This is a genomic window from Rhodococcus sp. NPDC060176 (genome assembly GCF_042728675.1).
Classification (GTDB): Bacteria; Actinomycetota; Actinomycetes; order Mycobacteriales; family Mycobacteriaceae; genus Rhodococcus_F.
In genome coordinates, this window is the sequence record NZ_JBHWYS010000003.1 from 433,520 (window position 1) to 445,277 (window position 11,758).

Sequence of the window (11,758 nt, forward strand, 5' to 3'; positions counted from 1 at the left end):
GTTGCGAACTCGTGGGTCACGGCAATCGAGCCGGGTAACTCGACACACGACCGCAGAGAACCGGGAGAGCGCTTCGATGAATGCTGTGAACAGCCCAGAAACCAGTCTCGAAGGCAAGGTCGCCATCGTGACCGGTGCCGGATCGGGGCTCGGAAAGTTCGAGGCCATCGGTCTGGCGAAGGCCGGTGCGTCGTTGGTCGTCAACGACCTGGCACCGAACGAGGCCGTCGAAGCAACGCTCGAGGAGATCCGCGGCCTCGGCGCCAAGGTGGAATTCGTGGCAGGCAACGTCGGTGAGCGTTCTACTGCGGATGCACTGATGGAAGCAGCGCAGGGGCAGTTCGGCAGTGTCGACATCGTCGTCAACAATGCCGGTGTCGTGCGTGACCGGATGCTGTTCAACATGTCCGACGAAGACTGGGATCTGGTACTCGAGGTTCACCTTCGAGGCCATTTCCTCTTGTGCCGCAACGCCGCTGCCTACTGGCGGGCGAAATCCAAGGAAGCCGGTGCGCCGGTGTACGGGCGCATCGTCAACACCTCTTCGGAGGCGGGCCTCCTCGGACCGGAAGGGCAGCCCAACTACGGCGCTGCAAAAGCCGGAATCACGGCGCTGACGTTGTCGGCCGCACGTGGGCTCTCGCGCTACGGCGTTCGCGCCAACGCGATCTGCCCGCGGGCGAGGACGTCGATGACCGAAGGCGTGTTCGGTGACGCACCGACCGACGGTATCGATCCGCTCTCACCCGAGCATGTGGCGTCGCTCGTTTCGTACCTGGCGTCACCGGCGGCCGACGCCGTCAACGGCCAGGTATTCGTGGTGTACGGCCCGATGGTTGCGCTGATGGCGGCGCCCGTCGTCGAGCAGAGGTTCGACGCAGACGGAGATTCCTGGTCTCCGGAAGCCCTGTCCGCGGTGATGGGTGACTACTTCGCAGACCGTGACCCGGCAAAGATGTTCTCGGCGTCAGCGGCCCTGCGGGCGCTGGGCTGATCAGCGTCCGCGACACGTAGAGCCGTTGTTCGCACATAAACGGCTCTACGTGTCCAGTTCTTGGTAGAAATAGCGTGTTCACGAGTCGGTGGGCGCGGCGCTCTGCCTGCGTTCTGCAATGAGACCAACGGTCTCGAAAAAACTGGACTGTGTTCCAATTTTGCATTCCCGTGAGCGGTGCGATATCGCATCGACCCGGCGGCCGGAGCAAGTATCGAAAGCCGAATTTCGGTCCAGGGGCCGAGAAGTGCGGATCAGTCAAAAGTATTAATTTCCAGGATATTTCGGCGACAATCCCACCAAAAAGGGATGCTTTCCTCGTTCTGAATCTTCGGGTTTCGGTTCGGCGCCGCGAGGCTACTTCTTAGAGTTGGACACTTGTTTTTGACAGGTGAACACGTTCTAGTTAATATGACCTGAGTCACAAGCTGTCGGGGGCTGGACTATGAGAACAGACAGTACTGCGGCAACCAAGGACGAGGAGGGCGAATGGTAGACCTCGTCGAGGTGCCATTACGAGCGGTCGGTGGCTTTTTTCAGATGTCCGCCCAAACCTTGCGGGCAGTCTTCTCCCGCCCATTCCAGCGTCAAGAGTTCATCGATCAGGCCTGGTTCGTGGCCCGAGTCTCGATGGTGCCGACGGTGCTGGTCGCAATCCCGTTCACGGTGCTGGTCAGCTTCACCATCAACATTCTCTTGCGTGAGATCGGTGCAGCCGACCTCAGTGGTGCCGGAGCTGCCCTCGGTACCGTCACGCAGGTCGGACCCATCGTCACCGTGCTGATCGTCGCCGGCGCCGGCGCAACCGCCATCTGCGCGGACCTCTCGGCCCGAACCATTCGCGAAGAGATCGACGCCATGAAGGTGCTCGGTATCAATCCGATCCACCGGTTGGTCGTTCCCCGGGTGCTCGCGTCGACGGGAGTGGCGCTGCTTCTCAACGGACTTGTCTGCACCATCGGCATCCTCGGCGGTTTCGTCTTCTCGGTGTTCATCCAGGACGTGAACCCCGGCGCCTTCGTCAACGGCATCACGCTGCTCACCGGATTCGGTGAGCTCATGCTCTCCATGGTCAAAGCCGGACTGTTCGGCATGATCGCCGGCCTGGTTGCGGCCTACCTCGGACTCAACGTCAAGGGCGGCGCCAAGAGCGTCGGTGACGCGGTCAACCAGACCGTCGTGTTCGCGTTCATGGCGCTCTTCGTCGTCAACGTGCTCATCACGACTATCGGTATCAAGTTGACGGCCGGATGAGGCCCACGGCAGTCGGAGAGACCGAAGTGGACAGAACGACAAACGACGGACGGGAGGAGATCTGATGGCGTTGGCCGCAGCGGGACGCTTCCCGCGCACACGTCGACAGATCGGATCGATCTCTCGCGGTATCGACAGCATCGGTGATCAAGCGCTGTTCTTCGCGAAGGCTCTCGGTCACGCTCCCAAAGCGCTGATGCGCTATCCGCGTGAAACTCTGCGACTGATCGCCGAGATCAGCATGGGTACAGGCGCGCTCGCCGTCATCGGTGGCACCGTCGTGATCGTCGGCTTCCTGACACTGTTCACCGGTGGAACCATCGCCGTTCAGGGCTACAGCTCGCTCGGCAACATCGGTGTGGAAGCACTGACGGGCTTCTTCGCCGCCTTCATCAACGTTCGCATCGCGGCGCCGGTCATCGCCGGAATCGGCCTCGCCGCGACCATCGGCGCCGGTTCCACCGCGCAGCTCGGCGCAATGCGCGTATCGGAAGAGATCGACGCCCTGGAGACGATGGCGATCCCGTCGATTCCGTATCTGGTCAGCACCCGCGTCATGGCCGGCATGATCGCCATCATCCCGCTGTACTCACTGGCGGTGATCGCGTCGTTCGTCGCCAGCCGCTTTGCGACGGTGTTCCTCTACAACCAGTCCGGCGGTGTGTACGACCACTACTTCACGACCTTCCTGATACCCACGGACATACTGTGGTCGTTCGCTCAGGCGATAGTCATGGCGCTGGCCGTCATGCTCATCCACACCTACTACGGCTTCAACGCAACCGGTGGCCCGGTGGGCGTCGGCGTCGCGGTGGGTAACGCAGTGCGCGCCTCGTTGATCGCGGTCGTCACGGTCACCTTGCTCATCTCACTCGCCATCTACGGCGGGTCCGGCAACTTCAACCTGTCGGGATAGGCGGGCAAGCGATGACCGTACCCAGATGGCACAAGAAGTTGGCCGCAGCCGGCCTGGTCCTCGGACTCGTGGCGATCGTTGCCGTTGCCCTGACCATGTTCTCGGGTGGGTTCACCAAGAGCACGCCCATCACCGTGACGTCCTCGCGCGCCGGTCTGGTCATGGAACCGAATGCCAAGGTGAAGCTGCGCGGAGTGCAGGTCGGCCGCGTCGAATCGATCTCACTCGTCGGCGACCAGGCAAACCTGAAGTTGGCGATGGATCCGGGACAGATGTCGAAGATTCCGTCGAATGCCCGGGTGGAAATCAAGACCACCACGGTGTTCGGTGCGAAGTACGTCAACATCGTGATTCCCGACGATCCCTCGACCCAGCCGATCCAGGAGGGTGCCGTCATCGCTTCGGACAGCGTCACCGTCGAGTTCAACAGTGTCTTCGAACATCTTTCGGACGTACTCGCGAAGATCGAACCGGAGAAACTCAACGCCACGCTCGGCGCGATCTCCACTGCGCTCAACGGGCGCGGCGAGTCGCTGGGCGAGGTTCTCGAGCTCGGTGACACCTACCTGAAGAAGATGAATCCGGTTCTGCCGCAGCTACAGGAAGACTTGGTCGGAGCCGCCGATGTCACCAACCTGTACGCCGATGTGGCACCGGATCTGATGCGCATCCTCGACAACGCCACCGCGACAAGCGGATCGATCGTGGCGGAACAGGCGAACCTCGACCTGCTGCTGCTCAACGTCACCGGCCTCGCGAACACCGGCAACGCCTTGTTGACCGACAACGAGCAGAACCTGACCACCGCCCTCGACACTCTGACCGCGACGACGACCCTCCTCGACAAGTACTCGTCGGGTCTGACGTGCTTCATCGTCGGCTTGAACGACGGCCGGATCAAGTTCGAGCCACTGGCCGGCACCGGCGACAAAGCGGCGCTCATGCTCAGCGCGAGCTTCATGTACGGCGCCGAGGCGTACCAGAACCCGCAATCTCTCCCCAAGGTCGCGGCCTCCGGCGGACCCAATTGTTACGGTCTGCCCGAATTCGATCCGAAGGTCGACGGGCATGCCCCGTTCGCAGTCACCAACACCGGCAACGTGCCCTTCGTTCCCAACACCGAACTGCGCGTCACCGTGCCGACCATTTTCCAGTACCTCTTCGGTGACTCCTACGAGCAGGAAGACGGGAAGTGATGAGACCGACCACGGTCAAGCTGCTGATTTTCACCGTCGTCATGGCGGTCATCTTCGCCGGACTGGCGATCGTTTTCAGTCAGGTGCGCTTCAGCAGCAGCAACGGATTTCACGCCACCTTCTCGGATGTCTCGGGACTCAAGTCCGGCGACAAGGTACGTATCGCCGGTGTTCCGGTCGGGTCGGTGACCGGAGTGTCCATCGGTGACTCCAACCAGGCCGAGGTCGAGTTCGACGTCGACACCCAGTACTCGCTGATGAAGAGCACCAAAGCGACTGTGCGCTACGAGAATCTGGTGGGCGATCGCTACATGGAACTGCTCGAGGGCGCCGGTTCCACCGAGACGCTGCCGTCGGGTGGATCCATTCCGGTCGACCAGACCTCACCCGCTCTCGATCTGGACCTGCTGCTCGGGGGGTTCAAGCCCCTGCTGCGCTCACTCGATCCCCAGCAGGTCAACGACCTCTCCGGGGCTTTGCTCCAGGTACTCCAAGGCCAGGGCGGGACGTTGGTTTCGCTTCTGGGAAACACCAGTTCGTTCACCAATACGCTGGCGGACCGAGATCAGCTGATCGGGGACGTCATCACCAACCTCAACGACGTACTCGGCACGATCAACGACAAGGGTGATCAGTTCTCCACCACGATCGATCAGCTCCAGCAGTTGGTCAGCGGATTGGCGAAGGACAGTGGCCCGATCGGTAACTCGATCACCGAGATCGCCGGTGCTACCGGAGATCTCGCGTCGTTGCTGCAGGCGACACGTCCGGACATCCAGACCCTGATCGGAGAGACCAACCGAACGATGACGCAGCTGGACCTCGGCAAGGACGACATCAACACCGCTCTCGGTCGTCTGCCGTCCGACTACCGGAAGCTGATCCGAGTGGGCACGTACGGAGCGTTCTTCCAGTTCTATCTGTGCGCCAACACTTTCAAGTTCTCCGGACCTGACGGAACGACGATCATCTTGCCCACGGCAGTCCAGGACACGGGAAGGTGCGCAAAAGTCTCATGACCCCTACCCGTGAACGTAATCCTGTACAGATCGGTGTCATCGGCCTCGTCCTGGCGGTGGCAACCGTCGGTGCCGCACTTCAATACGATCAACTCCAGTTCATCAACGGTGGCATTCGCTACTCGGCGTACTTCCAAGATGCCGGCGGCCTGGTCGCCGGCGACAACGTGACCATGGCCGGCGTGAACGTCGGCAAGGTCAGCGACGTCGAACTCGACGACCAGAAGGTACTGGTCACTTTCACCGTTCAGGACGGTGTCGCCCTGGGCGAACAGACGGCTGCCGACATCAAGACCAACACGGTGCTCGGCCGAAAGTCGTTGGCGGTACGGCCGGAAGGATCCGGACTGTTGCGTACGGATACACCGATTCCGATCGAACGCACCAACTCCCCGTACTCGCTCAACGACGCGCTCGGCGATCTCGGGACCACGGTGTCCGAACTCGACACGGAACAGATCAACGATTCGCTCAACGCGATCTCGGACACGCTGGCCGATACCCCACCGGAACTTCGCACCGCATTGGACGGAATGACGAGGCTCTCGCAGAGCATCAACTCGCGCGACGAAAGCCTGCTCCAATTGCTATCGCGGGCCGAAGATGTCACCAAGATCCTCTCCGACAGAAGCGGTCAGATCGATTCGTTGCTGGTCGACGGCAACAAGCTGTTTGCCGAACTGAGCCTGCGGCGTGACGCGATCAGCGAACTGATCGTCAACACCGGCGCAGTCTCACGTCAACTCTCAGCGCTGGTGCAGGAGAACGAAGCCCAGATGGGGCCGACTCTCGAGAAACTGAATTCCGTCGCCGAGGTTCTTCAACAGAACAAGGACAACATCGCCGGGGCGCTCGACGGCCTCGGACCGTACATCACCGCGCTCGGTGAGACCGTGGCCAGCGGCCCGTTCTTCGACGCCTTCATCATCAACATTCTGCCGAGTAACTGGTGGAAGACCCTGGTGGACACCAGCGTCGCGCCCGAGCAGGTCCCGGGCGACCTGGAAGACTTCTTCCCCGGTCTTCCACCGACGATCAGGGGGCCGGGAGAATGACCGAGACATTGGATTCACGGGACTCACAAGGCTCCACCAACTCACGCAAGAAGTGGGTGCTGATCGGCGCGGGTGTGCTGGTCGCTCTGCTCGTGGCCGGAGCGGCGTACCTCTTCATCCCAGGCCTGGGCAAGACCAAGATCTCCGCGCACTTCGTCTCGACCACCGGTCTCTACGAGGGTGACGTCGTGCGGGTGCTCGGTGTCAACGTCGGCAAGGTGACCAAGATCGAACCGCGTGATCGGGACACCTACGTCGAGATGAAGATCGACTCGGGCGTGGACGTTCCGGCAGATGCCAAGGCGCTCATCGTTGCTCAAAGCCTGGTGTCCGCACGTTTCGTGCAATTGACCCCGGTGTATTCCGGCGGGGAGCAGATGCCCAACGGCGGCGAGATCCCGATCGAGCGCACCGCCGTACCGGTGGAGTGGGACGAGATCAAGACCGAGCTCACCAAACTGTCGGACGCACTCGGACCGGAAGGGCTGGACGATCAGGGCTCCCTCGGACGATTCATCGACACCGTCGGAACGAATCTCGACGGCAACGGCGAGTCCATTCGGTCGACGCTGCGCGAACTCTCGGCCACGATGCACACGCTGTCCGAAGGCCGGACCGATCTGTTCTCCACCATTCGGAACCTGCAGGCGTTCGTCACTGCATTGTCCTCGAGCAACGAGCAGATCGTGCAGTTCAGTGGTCATCTCGCTTCGGTGACAAGCGTTCTCGCGAGCAGCTCCGACGAGTTGGGCACCGCACTCAGTGATCTCGACTTGGCGGTGGGCGACGTTCAGCGGTTCGTCAAGGACAACAGCGAGGGACTGAGCGAATCGGTCGCGCGTCTGGCCGATGCCACCCAGGTACTGACGGACAAGCGCCCCGAGATCGAGCAGGTTCTGCACTCCGGACCGACCTCGCTGGCCAATTTCTACCAGATCTACAAGCCGGCGCAGGGCAGCATGACCGGCGCAATTGCACTGAGTAACTTCAAGAATCCGATCCAGTGGATCTGTGGTTCCATCGAAGGCATCGACAGTGGTAACTCCCAGAACAGTGCCGATCTGTGCAAGCAGTACCTCGGACCGGTCCTCAGCACGATGATCGGCAACTACCCCGGATTCCTGTTCAACCCGGTCGCGGGCGTGCAGGCTTTCCCGGATCAGATCGTCTACACCGAACCGGGATTGCAAGCAGCAAGTCAGAATCAGCCGGAAACCGTCGCAGGACCGATGTCAGGTGCTCCCATGACGAGTGTTCCCAAGGATCTCGCCGAACTCTTCAACATGGGCGGAGGGAACTGATGCGGGTAGCTCGCAAGACCACGGTTGCCGTGTTGGCCACAGCAGTGGCTCTCGGCGCCAGCGGTTGTGAATGGAACGGCCTCAACTCGGTGCCGATGCCAGGCACTCAGGGCCGGGGCGAAGGAGCGTACGAGGTTCAGATCGAGATGCCGAACGTGACCACGCTGTCGCAGAATTCGCCCGTCCGGGTGGATGACGTCGCAGTGGGAAGCGTCTCGAACATCGAGGTTCAAGGCTGGCACGCTCTGGTGACGGTGTCGCTGAACCCCGAGGTCCAGTTGCCGGCCAATGCGACGGCAAAAATCGGTCAGACCAGCTTGCTCGGCTCTCAGCACATCGAGTTGGCGCCGCCGGTAGGGGAGGAGCCCGAGGGCCGACTCGAAGCCGGTGACCTGATTCCGATCGAGCGGGCAGGCGCTTACCCGACGACGGAACAGACGCTGTCGTCGCTGTCGGTGGTGCTCAACGGCGGCGGTCTCGCTCAGGTGCAGGACATCACGAAGGAACTCAACGCCGCTCTCGGTGGGCGTGAAGATTCCGTTCGCGACCTCCTGCCTCAGCTCGATCAGCTGGTCGGCAGCCTGGACAAGCAACGAGGCGACATCGTTTCGGCGATGGAGGGACTCGATCGACTGTCCTCGACGGTCCAGGCCCAGCACGACACCCTGAACAAAGCGCTCGAAGGTATTCCGCCGGCACTCGAGGTTCTTGTCGCTCAGCGTCAGGACATCACCAACGCCTTGACCTCCCTCGGTGGTCTCAGCGAGGTAGCGAGCCGCGTCATCCAGGAGAGCGGTGACGATTTCGCGACCAATGTTCGCGCGCTGTCGCCGACTCTGAAAGCGTTGGCGGATTCGGGTAACGCTCTCACCCAGGTTCTCGGAGTCCTCTTGACGTTCCCGTTCCCACAGAACGGAATCGACAACGTCATTCGCGGTGACTACGCCAACCTGGCCATGACCATCGACATCTCGCTGCCCCGACTGGACGCGAACTTCCTCACCGGAACTCCTTTGGCCGGAACGCTCTCCGGACCGGAAGGCGTGTTGGGCAAGCAGGCTGGGCTGGCCGGACAGACAGGCAACCCGTTGAGCGATCCGCTCAAGCCTGCGGCACCGCCTGCACAGGCCCCTGCCGGACAGGCTCCCGCAGGACAGGCTCCGGCTGCGGATCCGAATACCATTCAGATTCCGGGACTTCCGCCGATCAACATTCCAGGACTTCCTCAGGGGGCACCGGCACCATGATGCTCACAAAGTTCGTCCGCATCCAGCTCACCATCTTCGCCGTCTTGACGGTCGTCGGATTGATCGTGATGGCCACTCAGTACGTGCGTGTTCCTGCGATGGTCGGTATCGGCCGGTACGACGTCACCGTCGAATTGCCCGCCACCGGTGGACTGTACAAGAACTCGAACGTCACCTACCGCGGTCAGACCATCGGCGTCGTGAACGCGGTGGAGCTCTCGGAGACGGGAGTGAACGCGCGTCTGTCTCTCGAGAGTGGCGTCAAGGTGCCCTCGGACGTCGACGCAGCAGTCAAGAGTGTGTCGGCGATCGGCGAGCAGTTTGTCGATCTGATTCCGCACACCGACAGTTCCGGTGCGATCGTGGTGGACGGTCATCTCGAGAACGGATCGGTGATTCCCGAAGACCGAACCAGCATCCCGCAGGATGTCGGCGCGATGCTCGACCAGGCAGATGTGTTGCTGCAGAGCATTTCCGACACCAAACTCAAGACCGTCATCGACGAATCCTTCAAGGCGTTCAACGGTGCCGGCCCGGATCTGCAGAAGCTGATCGACTCGGCCCGGCTGTTCGTCGAGGAGGCGAACAACAACTCCGACGCGACCAAGACGTTGATCGAGCAAGCCGGTCCACTCCTGGACACTCAGGTGGTCAGCAGCGACGCCATCCGTTCCTGGACAAGCAATCTGGTGACGTTCACCGACCAGCTCCGAGCCAGCGACCCAGACCTGCGTGCCGTCATCCAGAAGGGCCCGGCAGCTGCCGCGGAGGCGAATACTCTTCTGCAAGACTTGCAGCCGACATTGCCGATCCTGCTGGCGAACCTGGTGTCCGTCGGACAGGTCGGGGTGATCTACAACAACGCGATCGAGCAGATTCTGGTCATCTACCCGCCGCTGGCCGCAGCGCTGGTCACGGTGGCAGGCTCCGGTCCGGCTGCGGACGGCGCGCTGGTGGACTTCCACATGGAGGTCAACGACCCGCCGCCGTGCACAACGGGATTCCTACCCGGAGACCAGTGGCGTAGTCCGAAGGACGAATCACCGATCGAGACGCCGTCGGATCTGTTCTGCCAGGTTGCCCAGGATTCGCCGATCGCGGTGCGCGGCGCGAGAAACCTTCCCTGCGAGGAGTATCCGGGACGTCGTGCGCCGACGGTCGAGCAGTGTCGTTCCGGCTACGTACCGATGGGCACCAACCCGCAATCCGGGCCGCCGGAACCGATAACCGCGACCCCGAGCTCGTACACGTCGACGCCTTCGGTCTCGGCGCGTCGGTACGATCCGATTACAGGCAAGTACATCGGGCCGGACGGAAGGACGTACTCGCAACCGAACCTCGGTGGCGGCGACGTCAGTCTCGAACAGTTCATGAAGGGTCAGCAGGGTTGATGACAGACGAAGATCCACAGGCCGGGCAGCGGGTGCGCCGTCGCGCGTCTCGCAGCGCCGGACCCACGGGTGCGGATGCAGACGCTGCCGCGGTAGTAGTGCCCACCGAAAAGAAACCAGCCGAACAGAAGCCGGCCGAACCGAAGCCGACCGAACAGAAGACAGCCGAACAGAAGCCGGCTGAACAGAAGCCGGCTGAACAGAAGCCGGCGGTCCCAGTTTCTCTGGGCAAGACCGATACTCCACCTGAGAACGTCGTCAGCAGTGGCGTCGTCAGCAGTGGCTCGGAAACCGCCACGGCCGGCGAAAGTTTCACCACTCCTGCTCGTTCCGAGCACAAGCCCAAGTCAAAGCCCAAGGCCGGGCTGGTAGTCGGGATCGCCGTAGCTTCGGTGATCGCCATTGCTCTTGCTGCCCTGACGGTGTTTCTCCTCGTCGATCGAAACAAGGCGTCCAATGCCGACGAGGACCGAGCGCGCTACGTGGCCGGAGCCCGGACCACCGCACTGAATCTGACGACGCTGCATGCGGATACAGCGGCCGCCGACCTCGACAAGTTCCTCGCCGGCACCACCGACGAGTTCAAGTCGCAGTTCGACGGTCGCAAGGATTCGTTTGTGAACGTCCTCGGGCAGGCCGGAGTTCAGACCGACGGTGAGGTGCTCGAGGCCGGGTTCGAGAAGTCTGACGGCGATTGCGGGACTTCCCTTGTCGCGGTGCGAGCAATGCAGAAGAACGGTGACGAAGCGCCTGCCGAACGCAACTACCGACTCCGAATCACCATGTGCGACGTCGACGGGCAGTTGTTTGCCTCGAATGTGGAGTTTGTGCCATGACCCCAGAAGTAGTTCCAGAGACGGCTAAGCGCGTCTCACTGCTCGCCATCGTTCTGTGTGTGATCAGTGCAGTGGCCATCGCGTTGGCGGCAGTGTCGGCGTATCTCTACTTCGGCCCGGACGGAACGCGTGACACCGCAGCGATCGATCAGACCAGAGACGAAGTGGCGCAGGCTTCTTCCGATCAGGCGGTAGCGATGTTCCAGTACGACTACAACAACGTCGACCAGCAGTTGCATGCGGCCACAGATGGTTTGACGGGTGATTTCCAGGGTACGTTCACCAATCTGATCGAATCGGTGATCATTCCGGGCGCCAAGGAAAAGTCGCTGACCGTTCAGGTGGTCGTGCAGGGCGCCGCGGTTCTCGACGCCGAGGCCGACAGTGCGACGACGATGCTGTTCCTCAATCAGATCACCACGTCTTCGGAGTCGCCCGAGGCCGTCGCCAGTGGCAGTCGCGTCAAGATGAGTCTGGAGAAGCAGGACGGGCGTTGGCTCGTGAACAACGTCCAACCCTTCTGATCAGACATACGAAGGCTGGATCCGG

At 61.8% G+C, this 11,758-nt stretch carries 11 protein-coding genes; all 11 read left to right on the forward strand.

The window, feature by feature from the left end; all coding sequences use genetic code 11:
• Positions 1-76: 76 nt before the first annotated feature.
• The 11 genes from ACFWEM_RS16975 to ACFWEM_RS17025 all read left to right on the forward strand — a co-directional run bounded on the left by ACFWEM_RS16975 (position 77) and on the right by ACFWEM_RS17025 (position 11,733).
• Positions 77-994: a 3-oxoacyl-ACP reductase gene (locus ACFWEM_RS16975; protein ID WP_317551499.1), complete on the forward strand. Its 918-nt coding sequence runs from the start codon at positions 77-79 to the stop codon at positions 992-994.
• 489 nt (positions 995-1,483) lie between these two features.
• A complete protein-coding gene (locus ACFWEM_RS16980; RefSeq protein WP_003945687.1) occupies positions 1,484-2,248 on the forward strand; it encodes an ABC transporter permease in 765 nt (254 codons plus the stop codon).
• A 64-nt stretch (positions 2,249-2,312) separates the two neighbouring features.
• Entirely contained in the window at positions 2,313-3,164 is an 852-nt protein-coding gene (locus ACFWEM_RS16985) for an ABC transporter permease (RefSeq protein WP_283307006.1), read from the forward strand.
• Positions 3,165-3,175: 11 nt separating this feature from the next.
• Positions 3,176-4,360, forward strand: coding sequence for an MCE family protein (locus ACFWEM_RS16990; RefSeq protein WP_378448970.1), 1,185 nt, complete (start codon positions 3,176-3,178; stop codon positions 4,358-4,360).
• Positions 4,360-5,379, forward strand: a complete 1,020-nt coding sequence (locus tag ACFWEM_RS16995) for an MCE family protein (protein WP_283307096.1) — start codon at positions 4,360-4,362, stop codon at positions 5,377-5,379. The genes ACFWEM_RS16990 and ACFWEM_RS16995 overlap by 1 nt, the downstream gene beginning before the upstream one ends.
• Entirely contained in the window at positions 5,376-6,434 is a 1,059-nt protein-coding gene (locus ACFWEM_RS17000) for an MCE family protein (protein WP_378535244.1), read from the forward strand. The genes ACFWEM_RS16995 and ACFWEM_RS17000 overlap by 4 nt, the downstream gene beginning before the upstream one ends.
• A complete protein-coding gene (locus tag ACFWEM_RS17005) occupies positions 6,431-7,735 on the forward strand; it encodes an MCE family protein (RefSeq protein ID WP_378448971.1) in 1,305 nt (434 codons plus the stop codon). The genes ACFWEM_RS17000 and ACFWEM_RS17005 overlap by 4 nt, the downstream gene beginning before the upstream one ends.
• Entirely contained in the window at positions 7,735-8,982 is a 1,248-nt protein-coding gene (locus tag ACFWEM_RS17010; protein ID WP_042920418.1) for an MCE family protein, read from the forward strand. The genes ACFWEM_RS17005 and ACFWEM_RS17010 overlap by 1 nt, the downstream gene beginning before the upstream one ends.
• Entirely contained in the window at positions 8,979-10,373 is a 1,395-nt protein-coding gene (locus ACFWEM_RS17015) for an MCE family protein (RefSeq protein WP_378535246.1), read from the forward strand. Before ACFWEM_RS17010 ends, ACFWEM_RS17015 begins: the two co-directional genes overlap by 4 nt.
• The gene (locus ACFWEM_RS17020) at positions 10,373-11,209 is read left to right on the forward strand and encodes a hypothetical protein (protein WP_378535248.1); all 837 of its coding nucleotides are present in this window, start codon (positions 10,373-10,375) and stop codon (positions 11,207-11,209) included. The genes ACFWEM_RS17015 and ACFWEM_RS17020 overlap by 1 nt, the downstream gene beginning before the upstream one ends.
• Positions 11,206-11,733 (forward strand): twin-arginine translocation pathway signal, encoded by a 528-nt coding sequence (locus ACFWEM_RS17025; protein WP_378448974.1) that lies wholly within the window; start codon positions 11,206-11,208, stop codon positions 11,731-11,733. The genes ACFWEM_RS17020 and ACFWEM_RS17025 overlap by 4 nt, the downstream gene beginning before the upstream one ends.
• Positions 11,734-11,758: the final 25 nt, after the last annotated feature.

Bases quoted from the DNA above. Each gene is read 5' to 3' on its own strand.
- ACFWEM_RS16975 (WP_317551499.1), top strand. From the start codon at position 77: ATGAATGCTGTGAACAGCCCAGAAACCAGTCTCGAAGGCAAGGTCGCC.
- ACFWEM_RS16980 (WP_003945687.1), top strand. From the start codon at position 1,484: ATGGTAGACCTCGTCGAGGTGCCATTACGAGCGGTCGGTGGCTTTTTT.
- ACFWEM_RS16985 (WP_283307006.1), top strand. From the start codon at position 2,313: ATGGCGTTGGCCGCAGCGGGACGCTTCCCGCGCACACGTCGACAGATC.
- ACFWEM_RS16990 (WP_378448970.1), top strand. From the start codon at position 3,176: ATGACCGTACCCAGATGGCACAAGAAGTTGGCCGCAGCCGGCCTGGTC.
- ACFWEM_RS16995 (WP_283307096.1), top strand. From the start codon at position 4,360: ATGAGACCGACCACGGTCAAGCTGCTGATTTTCACCGTCGTCATGGCG.
- ACFWEM_RS17000 (WP_378535244.1), top strand. From the start codon at position 5,376: ATGACCCCTACCCGTGAACGTAATCCTGTACAGATCGGTGTCATCGGC.
- ACFWEM_RS17005 (WP_378448971.1), top strand. From the start codon at position 6,431: ATGACCGAGACATTGGATTCACGGGACTCACAAGGCTCCACCAACTCA.
- ACFWEM_RS17010 (WP_042920418.1), top strand. From the start codon at position 7,735: ATGCGGGTAGCTCGCAAGACCACGGTTGCCGTGTTGGCCACAGCAGTG.
- ACFWEM_RS17015 (WP_378535246.1), top strand. From the start codon at position 8,979: ATGATGCTCACAAAGTTCGTCCGCATCCAGCTCACCATCTTCGCCGTC.
- ACFWEM_RS17020 (WP_378535248.1), top strand. From the start codon at position 10,373: ATGACAGACGAAGATCCACAGGCCGGGCAGCGGGTGCGCCGTCGCGCG.
- ACFWEM_RS17025 (WP_378448974.1), top strand. From the start codon at position 11,206: ATGACCCCAGAAGTAGTTCCAGAGACGGCTAAGCGCGTCTCACTGCTC.